Origin of the sequence: Psychrobacter sp. AH5 (assembly GCF_040371085.1) — a bacterium.
Classification (GTDB): domain Bacteria; phylum Pseudomonadota; class Gammaproteobacteria; order Pseudomonadales; family Moraxellaceae; genus Psychrobacter.
Genome location: NZ_JAMBMT010000001.1, coordinates 1,343,492 through 1,360,311, shown reverse-complemented (window position 1 = coordinate 1,360,311; position 16,820 = coordinate 1,343,492). Strand labels below are relative to the sequence as shown.

At 46.7% G+C, this 16,820-nt stretch carries 11 protein-coding genes; 2 read left to right on the top strand and 9 right to left on the bottom strand.

All coding sequences use genetic code 11. From position 1 onward, the window contains the following. Positions 1 to 69: 69 nt before the first annotated feature. The 9 genes from M0N77_RS05650 to M0N77_RS05610 form a co-directional block, all read right to left on the bottom strand. Entirely contained in the window at positions 70 to 513 is a 444-nt protein-coding gene (locus M0N77_RS05650) for a YtoQ family protein (protein WP_353104274.1), read from the bottom strand. Positions 514 to 643: 130 nt separating this feature from the next. Then, positions 644 to 1,492 (bottom strand): RNA methyltransferase, encoded by an 849-nt coding sequence (locus M0N77_RS05645; RefSeq protein ID WP_371834219.1) that lies wholly within the window; start codon positions 1,490 to 1,492, stop codon positions 644 to 646. A gap of 113 nt (positions 1,493 to 1,605) precedes the next feature. Next, complete coding sequence (locus M0N77_RS05640) at positions 1,606 to 2,025, bottom strand: Hpt domain-containing protein (protein WP_353104273.1); 420 nt, start codon at positions 2,023 to 2,025, stop codon at positions 1,606 to 1,608. A gap of 93 nt (positions 2,026 to 2,118) precedes the next feature. Further along, entirely contained in the window at positions 2,119 to 5,808 is a 3,690-nt protein-coding gene (dnaE, locus tag M0N77_RS05635) for a DNA polymerase III subunit alpha (protein ID WP_353104272.1), read from the bottom strand. Positions 5,809 to 6,168: 360 nt separating this feature from the next. Next, positions 6,169 to 7,380, bottom strand: a complete 1,212-nt coding sequence (gene glcF / locus M0N77_RS05630; RefSeq protein ID WP_353104271.1) for a glycolate oxidase subunit GlcF — start codon at positions 7,378 to 7,380, stop codon at positions 6,169 to 6,171. Between the two features lie 76 nt (positions 7,381 to 7,456). After that, on the bottom strand, positions 7,457 to 8,515 hold the full coding sequence (gene glcE, locus M0N77_RS05625) for a glycolate oxidase subunit GlcE (RefSeq protein ID WP_353104270.1): 1,059 nt from the start codon (positions 8,513 to 8,515) through the stop codon (positions 7,457 to 7,459). Continuing rightward, the gene (locus M0N77_RS05620) at positions 8,512 to 9,993 is read right to left on the bottom strand and encodes an FAD-linked oxidase C-terminal domain-containing protein (protein ID WP_353104269.1); all 1,482 of its coding nucleotides are present in this window, start codon (positions 9,991 to 9,993) and stop codon (positions 8,512 to 8,514) included. Before M0N77_RS05620 ends, glcE begins: the two co-directional genes overlap by 4 nt. A 53-nt stretch (positions 9,994 to 10,046) precedes the next feature. Then, positions 10,047 to 12,029, bottom strand: coding sequence for a gamma-glutamyltransferase (ggt, locus tag M0N77_RS05615; protein ID WP_353104268.1), 1,983 nt, complete (start codon positions 12,027 to 12,029; stop codon positions 10,047 to 10,049). 143 nt (positions 12,030 to 12,172) lie between these two features. Further along, entirely contained in the window at positions 12,173 to 12,463 is a 291-nt protein-coding gene (locus tag M0N77_RS05610) for a hypothetical protein (protein WP_353104267.1), read from the bottom strand. 202 nt (positions 12,464 to 12,665) lie between these two features. Here M0N77_RS05610 and M0N77_RS05605 point away from each other — a divergent pair, with 202 nt between their 5' ends. Next, positions 12,666 to 14,849 carry a hypothetical protein gene (locus M0N77_RS05605; RefSeq protein WP_353104266.1) on the top strand — a complete coding sequence of 728 codons (2,184 nt, stop codon included), beginning with the start codon at positions 12,666 to 12,668 and terminating at the stop codon, positions 14,847 to 14,849. Between the two features lie 97 nt (positions 14,850 to 14,946). Beyond that, on the top strand, positions 14,947 to 16,716 hold the full coding sequence (locus tag M0N77_RS05600; protein WP_353104265.1) for a hypothetical protein: 1,770 nt from the start codon (positions 14,947 to 14,949) through the stop codon (positions 16,714 to 16,716). Positions 16,717 to 16,820 lie beyond the last annotated feature (104 nt).

Genomic DNA, 16,820 nt, shown 5'->3' with positions numbered 1-16,820 from the left:
TCTGCAAAGGCAACTTATAAGCAGATGATAAAGCCATATAGGCTGCGCTTAACACTCACTCTTTAAAGTTTAGCTGCCGCTAGTGGTGTATTTTAGTAGCTCAACCACTTGTTCGGGGGTTTGCGCCCAAGCCATTGCGGCGGCATCGACTTCTTTTAGCGGATGAATAACATCATCACTGTGTAGAGTGATGTAGGGCTTACCTAAAGCTGAGCAGTAACCAGCATCAAAGGCTGCGTTCCACTGCTTGTATTTATCACCAAAGCGAATGATAGCGATATCGCATTTTTGGATTAGATTTTTGGTACGAATGGCATTTACTTTAGACGACTGATGATCACGCCAAAATTGATTGTCATTTTCGCCCAATAGATCACCGGCCGCATCGCTCGCTTCGTGATCAGTCACCGCAGAGGTGAACTCAATATCAAGGCCGTGCTGTTTAGCGCCTTGCATAATCTTTTCGCGCCAATCGGTGTGAATCTCGCCCGATAAATATACTGTCCATTTCATAAGTAACTCCATTTATAGGTTGTTGGTAGGTTATGGTAAGTCATAACTATAGTCTGCGGCAGTATATCAGCCGCCGTCGAGGGATACAAAAGTAGGGACGCTAAGATCGATTTATCTCTCTAACATTAAGCTAATCTTTTATTAGCTTGGCAATCAAGGCGCTGAGCAGCTGATACTCTTTTTGGTCGAGCTGTAGACGCGAGCCTAACCTAGATAGGCGTGTTGGCAGAGCGCGTAAATGCTCACTATCTGCCAGATTACGCGCCACCATCAAATCGGTGACTCGCTGAGTCAGCTGCTGCAACTGCTGCTGAGTAATGGCAGGCTCATCCCACTGCTGGCGAATATAAGTATTGAGCAGTGGCGCTGCTAATTTCTCATCATTATCATTATCATTATTGCTTTGCTCGATGCTATTTTTATCCATCTTGCTTTCATCTATCTTGCTTTTTTCAATAACGCTAGCTTGATGGGTTTGTGCATAAGCGAAAATAAAGCTGGCGATTACTTGCACTGCGGAGGCGACATTGAGTACCGGATAATCAGGATTGGCATCGATTTGAATATGGTAGTCGGCAAAAGCCAGCTCTTCATTAGTCAGGCCACGATCTTCACGGCCAAAAATGATAGCTATGTTAGGGGGAGTTGCGGCTGAGTGCTTAGATTCGGTGCTAAGGCTATTTTGAGTATCGATAAAATCGAGCATGATTTTCGCCGCTTGCGTAGGGTTCACGACAGGGCGCGGTAGATGACGACTACGGCTGCTGGCAGCAAATACCAACTGGCAATTGCTAACGGTTTCTGCCAAAGTCGCGGTAATTTTGGCAGCGGCTAAAATGTCATTGCCACCAGCGGCGTGTGAGACGCTAGTGTCATCAATGGGCAGCTTGGGATCAACGACCGTCAGATGCGATAGCCCCATCGTATGCATGGCCCTTGCCGCCGAACCGATATTGGCCGGCAAGGTGGTGTTGACCATGACGACTTGTAAACAATTTAGATAATCGCTGATGTTAAAGGGGGGCTTGGCGCTCAAAATACTTTTGGAGCGACTCGGCGTAGGATGATTATTCATACTATTCATTATCACTCTTATAGCTCTAGACGCTGGTTAATCTCTTTTTCAACCTTTTGTAGCGCTATTGATATCTGCTCAATAAGGTGGTTTTGTTCACCAACCTCTTGCATACGGCAAGCCTCCTCGAGCTGTTCACTAAGCACTACTAACTGCGTTGCTCCTAGAGTAGCGCTAGCGCCTTTTAGAGCATGAGAAAACTCAAAGCCATTAGCATTATCGTTATTAGCTTGCGCAGCTTTCATCATCACAATACGCTGCTTGCTATCGTCAATAAAAGTCTGCAATAAATCAGCAAAATCCTCTTCTAACAACTCGCGCATCTCTTCAAACTGTGCCTCGTCTATGATGGAGATATCGTCATTATTATCGGTAGTAAAACGACTAAGGTTGTCGCCAAGGTTATCAAAATTTTTATATTCAGCATTAGTCATCATAAAAAATCCAATAGGGGTAGGATGCTTGTTAAAGGCAAGCTGCCCAAGTATAAAGCATCGAAAGAGAGTTATATATAACCTATAAACACAATGCTAGCTGTAGTGAAAGTGCAAATCCTCTTCACTAATTATTGTTTTTAATTGCTGTAGATTATCATCATTAGGATAAACGCGCCAATGCTCTGACAGGGCAACATTGGCAATACCGTAATCGGCATAAATAGCTAAGCCAAGCGGGGTACAATTATCATTGAGCACGCTATCATTTTGAGTGAAATGATCCTCTTGACTCTCAAAACCATTATGACTCTCTAAAGCCATAAGATCATTGCCATCCTCATCATACAAGCTGCCGCCCATCGCACTATCATAATAGTTTTGCGCAGAGTCGTTTTGCTCGTCATCCTCGCTATAATGAGACAGTCTGGGCGCTGGAATGATATCGGCTTGTGCTGATTTTAATAAAGGTTGCAGACGCGCTAGTAGTTTAAGATCTTCATTATGAATCTTGATACTGATCTTTTTGAGCCAACGCAGACGCGCATCGATTATAGTCATGGCGTTATCTAGACGGGCAAAGAGGCGACCTTCGCGCTCACGAATACTACCTTTTATAATCACGACTTCATCGACCTTTAGCTGCTCTTTGACGCGGTTAAAGCGCTCCGCATAACAGCTAACCTCCAAGCGTGAAGTACCATCATCGAGCATAATGACATTACGATTACCAAAGTTAGCGATGTCGATAATGAGACCAGCAAAATAGCAGCTACCGTTATAGCCGGTATCAGTCAGCTTATTGAGTCTTGCCCCTGAAGTATAATGCTTTAATTCATCTAAATACTCATTGATAGGATGGCCGGTGAGATACAAACCTAAGGTGTTTTTTTCTGCTTTTAGGCGATGCTTATCTCCCCAAATCAGCTCAGAGGTCATTACCAGCGGCGGCGCGGCAACCACGCCATCCATCTCACCAAACAAGTCCATCATGCCAATCTCACGATTTTGGCGATCTTGCTCAGCCGCTTGTACCGCACTTGGTAATTGGCTCATCAATGCACCGCGTATCTCATAGGCCTCATCACTAGGCAAATCAGGACGCAAAGTGGCAGCAAAATCATCAAAGCAGCCAGCGCTAACTAAAGCTTCTAAGGTACGCTTATTGACTTTTTTGATATCGACGCGGCGACAAAAGTCGTATAAATCTTTAAATGGGCCACCCGTGCGGCGCGCCTCCACAATAGACTCAACCGCGCCTTCACCGACGCCTTTGATCGCGCCTAGGCCGTAAATGATATTGGTTGGAGTATCGGCAACAAAATGCCATTCGCTTTTATTAACCGAAGGGTTGACCACCGTTAAATTAAAATTCTCACGGCAATCATTGATAAAGAACACTACGTTGTCGGTGTTGTTCATATCTGAGGTTAAGACCGCTGCCATAAATTCGCTTGGATAATATTGCTTAAGATAAGCGGTCTGATAAGCCAAAACCCCGTAGGCGGCAGAATGCGAGCGGTTAAAACCGTAACCAGCAAACTTCTCCATCAAGTCAAATACCCCGCCTGAGGTGACTTCATCAATGCCTTGCGCAGTGGCTCCAGTGACAAAAATATCACGCTGCTTAGCCATCTCCTCCGGTTTCTTTTTACCCATAGCTCGGCGTAGCATATCCGCGCCGCCAAGGCTATAACCGGCCATCACCTGCGAGATTTGCATTACTTGTTCTTGATAGACGATAACGCCATTGGTGTTCTCAAGGATCGGCTCAAGGTTGGGATGATCGTAGATGACTTCCTCGCGGCCATGCTTACGGTCGATATACATCTCCACCATACCTGCATCGAGTGGGCCGGGGCGATAAAGCGCGCACATCGCGATGACGTCTTCGATGTTGGTGGGTTGCAGTTTGGCTAGGTATTTTTTCATACCCATACTCTCTAACTGAAACACCGCGGTGGTCTTGGCATCTTGCAGTAGTTTATAGGCTTTGCTGTCATCTAGCGGTAAGTCTTCTAAGACCAAGGCCTCTTTGCCTTCACGCGCGCGGCGCTCGTTAATGTTTTTGACCGCAGCATCGATGACCGTTAAGTTACGCAAACCCAAAAAGTCAAACTTCACCAGGCCCACATCTTCGACATCGTCCTTATCGAATTGACTGACGCGGTGACCTTCATCATCACAATAAATCGCGCTAAAATCAGTAATTTTATGGGGAGCGATTAACACTCCACCTGCGTGTTTGCCCACGTTACGACAAACGCCTTCTAATTTGATCGCCATCTCCCAGATCTCAATGGCGTCTTCATAATCCATATTATCAGGGTTGGAGATGAGGTCTTTGAGCTGCGGCTCTTGCTCTAGCGCTTGGCTAAGGGTAATGCCAGGCGTCTTTGGAATAAGCTTAGAGATTTTATTGGCTAAAAAGTAAGATTTGCTTTGTACTCGCGCCACATCGCGCACCACCGCCTTTGCTGCCATAGTACCAAAGGTGATGATTTGCGAGACCGCCTCACGGCCATAAGTTTGCGCGACATAATCAATCACTCTATCGCGGCCCTCGATACAAAAGTCAATATCAAAGTCAGGCATGGATACCCGCTCAGGGTTTAAGAAGCGCTCAAAAAGTAGATCATAATGAATAGGATCGAGATCGGTAATATTGAGCGCATAAGCGACCAAAGAGCCAGCACCAGAACCCCGACCAGGACCAACTGGTACGCCATTGGCCTTGGCCCAGCGGATAAAGTCCATAACGATCAAGAAGTAACCGGGGAAACCCATCGATAGGATAACTTCTAACTCGTACTCCAAGCGCTCATCATACTTTTGCTGAATAGTTGGCCAATTAGCGCCGCGTTTATCGACAGGAAACAGCTTGTCTAAACGCTGCGTCAGACCGCGCTGTGATTCTGCGCGAAAAAACGACTCAATGGTCTCGCCTTCAGGTACAGGAAACTCTGGCAGCACGTTAATGCCAAGCGTCAAAGTGACGTTACAGCGCGTTGCCAAGCGCATAGTGTTATCAACGACTTGTGGAATATCAGCAAATAGCGCTGCCATCTGTGCTTGGGTTTTTAGATATTGCTCCTCAGAGTAATGGCGCGGACGATTGGCATCAGCTAAGACATAAGAGCCAGCAATACAAACGCGAGCTTCGTGCGCATCAAAATCCTCTTGCTGCAAAAAGCGCACATCGTTATGAGCTACCAAAGGAATATGGTGCTTAGCGCCGGCATGAATAGCGGCGGCAATAAACGCGTCTTCACCGCTGCGATTGGTGCGCTTGACCGCGAAGTACAAGCGATCGGCAAACTTGTCTTGCCATTCAGTAATCAATTCATCAGCGCGCTCTGGCATAGAGCCGACTAGCGCTTGGCCAACGTCAGATTTTTCGGTAAATAGTACTAACACGCCAGCGGCATGCTCTAGGATATCGCTACGACTCACAATAGGGGTGCCATGATTGGCCGGATCTGCGCGGCCTTTGGTAAAGCCAAGCGAGACGATACGAGTGACATTTTGATAGCCCTCATTATTCATCGCTAGTAACACTAAGCGCGAGTCTTCATTATCCATGATAATCTCGCTACCGATAATCGGCTTGATGCCAGCATTTAGACAGGCACGATAAAACTTCACCGTGGCATAAAGGTTAGATAAGTCAGTCAAAGCAAGCGCGCGCTGATTATCCGCCGCCGCCGCTTTGATTAGCGGCTTGATACGCACGATAGAGTCAGTGATGGAATATTCGCTATGAATGCCGAGGTGTACAAATGCCATAGAGTGCTCTTGCTGATGACTGATAATAAATAATCCATATAAAATAAATCATTTATTATCAAGCGTTTAAGGTGAGAGGGTTAATCGCTAGAATTGTCCAAATACAGTCTTTGGCTGTATCAAATCTAGCCGTTAATGATAGCATTGTTTGGCGTTGACGGCTATGTTTTCAAGGAGGGCTTATAGATTAGTTATCAAGGAATAATAGAATAATAGACAGGTCAAAGGTGTTGATGTGTCACTAACCTAACGTCAGCCTTTATGTAATTACTATAAAGACTGACTGTTCATAGTAGAATAATTCTTTAAGCTAATAAGAGGTTACTTTGGGCTTATAAAAGCTTAAATAAGCTAGCTTGACTACTGCGGATCCAATAACTCAATCCAGTGTTTCACCGGTACACTTGATCGGCTACCTAAGTGTAGCTGGCAACCAATGTTAGCGGTCACTATTTGCTCAGGATTACCAATCGTCAAGTCCGCCAGCTTATTGGTTAATAGTTGCTGGCTAAGCTCAGGCTGTAGTAGGGAATAAGTTCCAGCCGAGCCGCAGCATAAATGCTTATCTTTAGTAGGCGTAAGCTCAACACCCGCTTGCTGCAAAATCTGCTCAACTAAACCGCTAAGCTTTTGCGCATGTTGTAATGAGCAGGGACAATGTACCGCTGTTTTGCGCTGTTTATCTTGTAATTGTAGCTGACTGAGATCCTCCTTAACCAATACCTCACCAAGATCACAGGCCAGCTCGCTGATGCGCTTGGCCTTGACGGCATAAGCAGGATCATGTTTTAGTTTTTCGCCGTACTCCTTGACCATTGAGCCACAGCCTGAGGCGCTAATGACAATAGCTTCTATGCCATCTTCGATATACGGCCACCAAGCATCAATGTTGCGGCGCATGAACATAAGCCCCTCTTCATGGGCGGGCATATGATAGCTGACAGCTCCGCAGCATCCGGCTTCAGGAGCAGCAAATAAGCTAACGCCTAGTTTATCCAGCACTCGAGCTGCTACGATATTAGTGTTTGGAGTAGCAGAGGGCTGCGCGCATCCGGCTAATACTAGCATACGCCGCGGGTGCTGCTGAGACGGCAAAGGACGCTTAACTTGTTTGAGTGGCACTTGCTGCTTTAAATCTCTAGGCAAAAACGCTCGAAACATCTGGCCTAAGCGTAACAAAGGTCCAAAGCGATTGGGATAGGGCAAGATATGGCGTAATAACCAGCGTAGCATCCTTTGCTGCAATGGTCTTGGTAATTGCTCCTCCATGATGCCGCGGCCTATTTCAGCTAAGCGGCCGTATTTTACACCAGAGGGACAAGTGGTTTCGCAGCTTCGACAGGTCAGGCACCGATCTAAATGAGTTTGGGATTTCTCGCTGATCTCTGCTGTCTCAAGTAGCTGCTTGACTAGATAAATACGTCCACGTGGGCCATCTCTTTCATCGCCTAATTGTTGATAAGTGGGACAGGTGGCATTACAAAAGCCGCAGTGTACGCAGCTGCGTAAGATAGAATCGGCTTCCTTAATCTCTGGATGATCCAGATACTTTACATTAATTTGGGTACGCATAAGGTTTTCCTATTGCTTTTAGCTGGCACGTGCAGGTATCACCTATCACGCGCAGATAGCGGTTATAAAGCTATTACTACATCCAGCTATAGAGGCGACCGGGGTTGAAGATATTTAGCGGATCAAAGGCATGTTTGAGCCGTTGATGCAATTGACGTAGCGGCTGAGGCTGAGTATGAAACACCTCTTGTGATCGATCGCCGCCGCGATAAAGGCTGACTTGACCACCCATGCGATTAGCGAGAGCTTCTAGCGATTTGGGTTCAAAATCGCCGCGCAGCCAGCGTTGACTGCCGCCCCAATCGATTAGCCAATTCTCATCTGGCAATAGGTGCTCTGCATTACTATTTACCGAGAAACGCCACAAAGGCGCTTGAGTAGCAAAGTAATCTAACTGCTGCTCGCGTAGCTGTGTCCATAGAGTCTCTGAGTCTTCTACGACCACACCTTGCCACTGTTTGGCGGTGCTATCAACGGCACTGCGCGCGCCGCTCAGACGCAGATAAAGCTGACCTTCAAACCAACAAGCGGCGGTCAAAGGATTGGGAAGCCCTGCCAAACGGTTCATCTCTTGGATAGCCTGCGCCGCCTCCATTTCATAGCTAAGAGTTAGGGTAGCCGCTGGTTTGGGCATGACTTTTAGGCTGACTTCGCTAATCACGCCTAAAGTCCCCATCGCTCCGGCCTGCATTCTTGAGACATCGTAGCCGGCGACGTTTTTCATTACCTGACCGCCAAAGCGTAGCTCTTCGCCGCGGCCATTAATTAGGCGTATACCCAAGACATGATCTCTTATCGAACCATGCCAAGGACGTCCTGGCCCTGACAAATGACAGGCTAAAGTACCGCCTAAGGTGGCTTGACCGTCAAATAACGGCGGCTCAAAAGCCAGCCTTTGATTATGCTCGCTCAAAGCAGCGTTAATCTGGGTTAGCGGCGTGCCAGCACGTGCGCTCAATACCAGCTCAATTGGCTCATAACTGACAATACCGCTATGCTCAGCCATATTAAGGGGAGTGCCTGTAGGTTTGCGGCCCATAAAATCTTTGCTACCACCGCCCACTATTTGTAATTTTCTGCCCTCAAGTCCTGCTTGTTTGACTTGTTCGATTAGCTCATGACTGATGTCCTTCATGCGGGTGCTCCCTGCTGTAGTGGCTGACGCACTGAATCGTCCATTATCTTGTCAAGCGAGCGGTATTCTTGACAGTTCTTTAACACAGGAATACCTTTACCCGGATTGAGCGTACCATTAGCATCAAAAGCGAACTTAATGGCATGAAATTGGCGTAACTCTTGCTCATTAAACTGTACTGTCATTTGACGGATTTTTTCGACACCAACGCCGTGCTCACCAGTGATACAGCCGCCCACTTTGACACAAAGCTCTAAAATACGAGCGCCAAATTCCTCAGTCTTTTCAAGCTGACCTGGCTTATTAGCATCAAACAAAATCAGGGGATGCAAATTACCGTCTCCGGCATGAAAGACATTAGCCACCCGCAGGTCATAATGCTCCGAGAGCTTTTGCATCTCAGTCAATACATGCGCTAGCTGGCCGCGAGGAATAGTGCCGTCCATGCAATAATAATCTGGCGATATTCGGCCTACTGCTGGAAAAGCCGACTTACGACCTTTCCATAATAAAGCGCGCTCGGCCTCGCTTTGCGAGACTCGAGTTGAAGTGGCGCCTAATTGGGCAAAAAGCCGTTCAACTTCGACGATTTGCTCTTGCACCTCAGCCGCCGTGCCATCTAATTCACAAAGTAGCAGCGCTTTGGCCTCAGTGGGATAACCGGCTTGCGCAAAGGCTTCGGCCGCTACAATGGCGTAGCTGTCCATCATCTCAAGCCCTGCTGGGATAATGCCTTTGGCAATGATGGCGCCTACAGCGTCCCCTGCGGTCTGAACGTTATCAAACCCTGCCATAATAACTTGCGCTTTTTCGGGACTAGGGAGTAATTTCACCATCACCTCAGTGACCACCCCTAACAATCCCTCAGACCCCGTTATCAAGGCCATCAGATCAATACCGTTACTATCAAGCCCCTCGCTACCAATACTGATCAGCTCTCCTTCGACGGTTACCATCTCGACTTTTAATAAGTTATGAGTGGTCAGCCCGTATTTGAGGCAGTGTACACCGCCGGAGTTTTCAGCGACGTTGCCGCCTATGGTACAAGCAATCTGCGAGGAGGGATCGGGGCCATAATACAAGCCATGTACAGCCGCCGCCTCGCTAATGGCTAAGTTACGCACGCCAGGCTGCAAACGCGCTGTACGCGCTAAAGGATTTATATCAAGGATATGTTTAAAGCGCGACAGGACTAATAACACGCCATCAGGATTGGGCATGGCTCCAGCGCAAAGGCCAGTGCCAGCGCCGCGAGCTACTACTGGAATCTGATAACGATGGCAGATACGCATGACTTCTTGTACCTGCTCAACGGTATTTGGCAACACCACTAGCAGCGGCATATCACAATACACAGACAAGCCATCACACTCAAAAGGTTTTTGGGTTTCTTCATCACTGATCACATATTCAGGCTCGATAAAGGCGCGAAACATAGTCACCAGCGCCGCCTTATCAAGTCTTTTGTTTTCAATCACACCGCTCTCCTTAGCTAAATGAATAGACTCTCATTGTTTATTCAATACATAACTTAATAGCCAACCACTGCCGCATCGACAATACGCGGATCGGACGCGCCATAAATGCCGTTTGGTGTGAGCATAATAGACTGCGTCGAGCCCATCGCCTCTTTTGGGCTGACTTTATGACCCATGGATTCAAGCTTTTTGACCGTATCGATATTGAGGGCTTTTTCAACGCGTATCTCATCGGGCAGCCATTGGTCATGGATACGCGGCGCATGAGTCGCCTCAGCGATATTCATATCGTGGTCAATGACGTTTGAGATAATTTGCGTCACCGTGGTAATAATACGGCTGCCGCCCGGGCTACCGGTGACGATATAAGGCTTACTGTCCTTGAACACCAAAGTTGGACTCATTGAAGACAGCGGGCGTTTATTAGCCTCAACGCTATTGGCATCACCGCCGATGAGGCCATAAGCATTGGGGGTGCCAGGTTTGGCTGAGAAATCATCCATCTCATTATTGAGCAGTATCCCCGTGCCTTCAGCGACCAGACCGGTGCCATAAGAGAAGTTTAGCGTATAAGTATTGGCTACTGCATTGCCAGCTTTATCAACGATAGAGAAGTGGGTGGTTTGATCGCTCTCAAAGGGCAGCGGATTATTGGCTTTGACGGTAGCGGCTGGTGTGGCCTTGTTAGGATCGATGAGATTGCGTAATTTATTGGCATAAGCTTGCGCGGTCAGTCCGCTAGTTGGCACATCGATAAAGTCGGCATCACCCAAATATTCGGCGCGATCGGCATAAGCCAATTGCATAGCCTCGCTCATTAAGTGAATGGTTTGCGCGCTATTTTGACCATAGTCTTTTAGCGGATAACCTTCTAAGATATTCAAAATTTGCACAATATGAATACCGCCCGAGGACGGCGGCGGCATAGAGACAATCTCGTAACCACGATAATTGCCTTTAACCGGCTGGCGTGCAATCGCTTCATAATTAGCCAAGTCTTGTAAGCTCATATTACCGCCAGCGTCATTGACCGCCTTGACCAATTTAGCTGCCGTCTCGCCTTTATAAAACCCATCAGCGCCTTTATCGGCTATCAGTTGTAAGGACTGCGCAAGCTCAGGCTGCCGTAAACGCTCACCGGGCTGATAGCTGCTACCATCGGCCTTAAAGAATATCTTTTTGGTACTTGGCCACTTTTGCATACGATCTTTTAAAGCATCTAACGATTCAGACAAACCTGCGGTAACCTCGATACCATCAGTGGCAAGCGAAATCGCGGGTGCCAGCACTTGCTCGCGCGTCATGGTGCCATGATCCTCCAACGCTTTGAGCAATCCTGCTACGGTGCCAGGTACGCCAACGGCGAGGCCATGATAGCGCGATAGGTCGCTCACCGCTTCGCCATCAGCACCTAAGTACATATCACGGGTGGCGCTACTCGGCGCTTTTTCGCGGTAGTCAAGCGCGATGGTTTTGTCTTGCTTGGCATCATAAATCATCATAAAACCGCCGCCGCCGATATTGCCGGCACGCGGCAAAGTCACCGCTAGAGCGAAGCCAACGGCAACCGCCGCATCAACGGCATTGCCGCCGTCTTTGAGGATTTGCAGACCAATATTCGATGCTAGCGCCTCTTGGCTTGCGACCATACCATTCTTGGCCCATAGCGGATGAACGATGGCATCGTTAGAATAAATAGCTTGCTCAGCTTTGGTGGTATCGGCATTGGTGAGGATAGGGGGTTTTGCTAAAGAGTTTAAGCGATTAGAATTAGCAACCGTAATGCGCTGGGTCTCAGATACTAGCGTTGGCGTCTGAGTCATAATCGCTAAATTAATAGCGCTCGTATTGATAGAGGTGTTATTGACAACAGCATTATTGACGGTAGTGTCATTAGCAGTTGGATTAGAAATGCTTAGCGGCGCGGCATGAGCGCAGATGGAGAGCAAGAAGCTGCTACTCATTAACAACATAGCCGCCTTTACAGTGGTTTTATTATTGTTTTTTTGCTCAGCAGCGAGGTTTGGTTTTAGCATCGTAAAGTCCTTTTTACGGTAGAGAATATTAGCAATGTAACGTACAGAAGTTTAGATAGTATGCAAAGATGGTAATGCTAAAAGCGCCGACTAGCAACCGCTCTTTTATTACACCCCCTAAGCTTTAGGATTAACTAAAGGTTCTAAAAGGTATTTTGTAATAAAACCATCATAAAAGCTCCGCCTTGAACTGCATAAGCAAACTGACAGCTGTTGAATTTAACCTCGTCAGACTCATCAATAGTGCCGCGAAAATAAATCACTCCATATTTGCGGCTGCGATAAAGCTGGTATTCGACAAAGAGCCACAAAACAAGTAAGCCTAAATAAACCGGAGCGGTGCCAGCAAACTCGGTTGGTATTAGCTTGATATCTTTGAAGATAAAGACGGGAATGATAATTCCCAAAAGGTGACCTGTGATAATAAATAACATAAACAGTAGCTCAAGCAAAATTATGCCTCAATAAGGCTTTAAAAGAAATGGTTAATCATTTTAAATAAAAAAATGTTTACCTTCTCAGTCGTTATCCTCTAAACTTGTCTATATATTACTGCCGTGTAATCTTTTGTGCTACCAATCAGTCAAACGCTAATACACTTAGCCTCGCTATTTTGAGAACGAAAAGGGAAACTTTATGTCATCTGCCCCTATTAATCACGCTAGCACTAATAAAAGCGTCGACCATACTCATAAGCCCTCATCTCTATCAGCTTTGACAGTGCGAAACCCTACTGCTAAAAGAGCTAATGCCAAAAGCACTATTGTCAAAAAACCTCTCATCACGCGCTACTGGCAGACCGTAGCTAGTTATAGCTTGATGTTAGGCGGGGTAATCGTGTTATCTGCTTGTCAGTCTAATAACGCTCTATCCAAACCGACCAATCGCTCCGCACTTATTGACTTCACTGTCGCCAATCCCGCTGCTATGCAAGCGCAAAGTGAGGCCTTTAATAAAAGCCTAAAAGCCAGTGATAAGCGTTATCAGCAATTATTTGATCAAAATAGCTATCCTAATAGTGATAGCCAAGCCAAACGCCATTTGCTGAGCGCTATTCGTCAGCATCTGGCCGCTGAGCATGTCGCGGTAGCAAAGGCTAATTATAACGCCGTGCCTTTTATTGACGCCGATAGTATTGACGCCGGCTCGACTGGCCTACTGAGAACTATCCTTGAGGTCTATGCTTACCGCGAAAATAAAGAAAATAGCGACACTGCAAGCGACTATGATTATGACGACGACTATGACGATTATGATGACAATGATTATAGTGATTATAGTGATAGGCAACAACAAGCCGATACGCTCTGGATTGAAGATGAAGATAATCCTGGTGTGCAGTATGCTGAGTACGCTGAGAGAACCCAGTGGGATGAGGAGGTAGATGCTGCCGAAGAAGTGGTAGTGGTTGAAGAGGAGGATAGCGCCTTTGAAGTTGCGTATAGCAAAGACGGTTATGACTATGATAGTGAGGGCTACGATAGTGATGGCTATGATGAACAAGGCTTTGATCGAAGCGGTTATGACTATGATGGCTTTGATAAAGAGGGGTATGACAGCGCCGGTTATGACTATTATGGTTATGATAGAGAGGGGGAGTATCTAGAGGATTATGACGAGGGTTATGAAAGCGACGGCAGCGATAATAGCATTCGTGAGCTTATAGCCGATAATAATCCCAAACAGCTACTTGCAGACTATGAAGCCATGCAAGCGGCCAAGCAAAGCAAGAAAAATTCAACTGAGCAATCTGCCAACCCATTTGCTAGACAGACACCCGGCGCTATAAGCCTAATTTTGGGTATGCTGCATAAGATCCCTGAGCAAGTCGCTGCTGCCAACGCTTATCAGTACCAATACTTAACCTTTAATAGTGTCAGTCACTATCTGCCAAAACAGCGCCAGTTCAACAGTGTCTATAGCTACGACTATGCTGCGCCTACTATTAGCTCATCAGTGCAGCTGCCGATAGCACTTGATTTTAGTAACAGTAAAGTGACCGTAGATCCGGCGGCTATTATGCCGATAGTGGCTTTAGCCAATCCTGAGAATACTCCGGTACAGATGACAGCGCATACTGTCGATTTTGGCTTGCCAGAAGCCATTACCGCGCAAATCCCCTCCACCGTTATCTGTGACGCCGCCATCAATGCTATGCAGGCAAGCCTAGCAGAATTAGCGCCTGAGCATTTTAGCGCGGTTGATATTAGGGAGGATAGCTTTGCTAAAGAAGTAGGCGCTTCTCGCGCGGTTAAAGTCTATTTTGGTAGTAAACAAACCGGCGAGATCATCGGTAAAATGCTCAAATATATGAGCCAATCGCTACAGCAATATGTCGATGCCAATCCTAGCCAATACCCAGATGAGGCGCTGCTAAAAAAAGCAATAGCTAAGGTTGAGATTTATAATAAAGGCTATCAAAGCGCGGATGTCGGCGCGTTATTACAGCTCATTGAAGCGGTAGTGCCTATCTCTTTTAATCAAGTCAATTACTATTATCTTGATAGCTCAGATGAGCTATTAGCCAAGCAGCAGCGCATCACTATCGGTGGCGATTTGATGGGCTCCAATACTACCGTGGTCAATGAGATACGTTATGATCGGCGCAGCTTTGCGAGCAGCGCTTTGACGCCATTATTAGAGCAATCCTTTGGCGCCAATGCCAAGCCCGCTATCGATGGCAATGCTTGGTTAAGCGAGCAGCGCAAACAAACCGAGCGCCTTGAGCAGGCTCGCTATGCGCGCTATGACTACGCTTATGATGGCTATAATAATGATGCTTATACCGAAGACGAAGCGGTTGAGTTTGACAAAAAATAATGCGATTGACCATAAGTAGCTGTTAAATACTGAGGCTAAATAAAAGCTGGCGCTTATGTCAAATCTCACCTCAAGATTTAGATTTTAAGGATAAAAAATGAACCGTAAATTCAAACTCAAGCTCTTGGCTTCACCGTTATCTTCAAGGGCTATAACGACCAAGCGCTCGCTTGTTGGTAGCTTGTTACTAGTCAGCAGTGCAGCGCTGGTTGGCTGTCAATCAACCACAGCAAGTTTAACCAGTAATGAGCGCTTAGCAGCCAATAGCAGTGCTAGCCAAAGTGCGGCAAAGTCTACCTTGAGCGCCGCGCTACAAAAGCAGCGCCGTAGCTCGTTTAGCTATCATAGCAATATTGAGATTAGTAACGAGCAACAATTTACCGCTATTGACAAGAGTCAACTGGTAGCTGCTGAGAGCGTCGAGAGCTACTGTGAAGACACTCATGATAACGCTTATGCTGAGATAATCGCGCAAGCACAAGCGCAGAGTTTAGACGTTTCTGCAGGACAGCTCGCAGCTGAGCGTGACTCATTAAAAAACGCTTACTTAAAATGTGCTGCCGCCTATCAAGCGTGGGACGCTAATCGATATGAAGAGGAACAACGCTACCACTATGATGAGTATGGTTATGAGGATAGCGAGAGTATAAGCCCTCCTCAAAACGTAAGCCCTTATTATCAGCAGCTGTTTGATGATTATGAAAACAAATCAACAGCGCTAGATATCAAAAAAGCGCAATTACTTGATGCGTATTTGCTCAAGCCGTTATCCATTAACGCCCAAGGCGTTTATCAGCCGTTAGCTGGCAGGTTTACGATGCTAATGAGCGCTCAGTATCAGGCCCGTAATAATCATACTAGCGTGAACCAGCCTATTTATGTCGATTTTAAGACTGGCAATATCTATCTTTGGGCAGATAACTTTGCGCTACTGACCTCTGAGTTTGCCGATGATAAGCTTGGCACCCAGTGGCAAAATAAATGGCTGCGCTTGGCTATTGATGATGGCAGCCTACCCAAAGGCTTTGGTAGCGCCGTGATTAAGGCGCACTTTGAGGCGTTAGATCGGACTTATGAAGCCGCGCCACTCACTCAGTTTGACTATATTGCGCCTACCCGTTTAGCAGCACTATCACCGAAACTGCCCGCATCGCAGCTCAATGCCATGACGATGCTACCCACCAAACAAATCGTTCGCCGTATCCAAAGCGCTGAGAGCTACGAGCAATTTTATAAAGATTACATCAGCATCTTTTATGAGCTTATAACCAATCAATATCCTGAGCTGATAAAAAACAACCCTCCTGATGAGCCAAGCGATCCGCGGCTAGATGCGACGAACCTCACTAGCAAAGTATTGGTGCAGCAAGCATTAGCGGTGATGAAGAAGATTACTGATCGTCAGGCGGATAATTTAGTCAGCGAGGTAATGAGCGCCTCGTCACGCCCTGATAGTGAAGAAGAGGTAGTAGCTAACCCGCCGCCGCCTACTATCCAGCTGCTATATGGCCTAAACCAACGCGGGCAAATACAGTGGCAGCATCAACGTAACCAATATGCAGATAGTCAGAAGGCTGCCAAAGGCATGACCATAGATGTGTTGCAGCAGTATATGCCAGTATCTTCGGCCGTCGCGTTTCCGAACTTGCCAGCGGATAAACAAATCCCTAATGCTAGCAATAGCGTCGATATACGGGAGTATGGACGCGAGCTGATGCAGTATTATAAAGAGGGTAATGGTACTGCGATTGGAAAGATGATCTACAGTGCACTGCCTAACAATAAGGCGGTATATCTCTCAATGATTGAGCAAGCGCAGTATCAACAGGCGAACCTAGAAGCTGTTGAGGAAGAGATTGCAGAGTAGTGGTTTTAGCTAAACTGCTAGGCATAAACTAAGCCCCTTAGCGCTATTTAACGATAGTATCAAAGGGTTTATTGTCTTTAATAGGACCTAAGCAATAAGTCAAA

Bases quoted from the DNA above. Each gene is read 5' to 3' on its own strand.
- M0N77_RS05650 (WP_353104274.1), bottom strand. From the start codon at position 513: ATGAAATGGACAGTATATTTATCGGGCGAGATTCACACCGATTGGCGC.
- M0N77_RS05645 (WP_371834219.1), bottom strand. From the start codon at position 1,492: ATGGTCAACACCACCTTGCCGGCCAATATCGGTTCGGCGGCAAGGGCC.
- M0N77_RS05640 (WP_353104273.1), bottom strand. From the start codon at position 2,025: ATGATGACTAATGCTGAATATAAAAATTTTGATAACCTTGGCGACAAC.
- dnaE (WP_353104272.1), bottom strand. From the start codon at position 5,808: ATGGCATTTGTACACCTCGGCATTCATAGCGAATATTCCATCACTGAC.
- glcF (WP_353104271.1), bottom strand. From the start codon at position 7,380: ATGCGTACCCAAATTAATGTAAAGTATCTGGATCATCCAGAGATTAAG.
- glcE (WP_353104270.1), bottom strand. From the start codon at position 8,515: ATGAAGGACATCAGTCATGAGCTAATCGAACAAGTCAAACAAGCAGGA.
- ggt (WP_353104268.1), bottom strand. From the start codon at position 12,029: ATGCTAAAACCAAACCTCGCTGCTGAGCAAAAAAACAATAATAAAACC.
- M0N77_RS05610 (WP_353104267.1), bottom strand. From the start codon at position 12,463: ATGTTATTTATTATCACAGGTCACCTTTTGGGAATTATCATTCCCGTC.
- M0N77_RS05605 (WP_353104266.1), top strand. From the start codon at position 12,666: ATGTCATCTGCCCCTATTAATCACGCTAGCACTAATAAAAGCGTCGAC.
- M0N77_RS05600 (WP_353104265.1), top strand. From the start codon at position 14,947: ATGAACCGTAAATTCAAACTCAAGCTCTTGGCTTCACCGTTATCTTCA.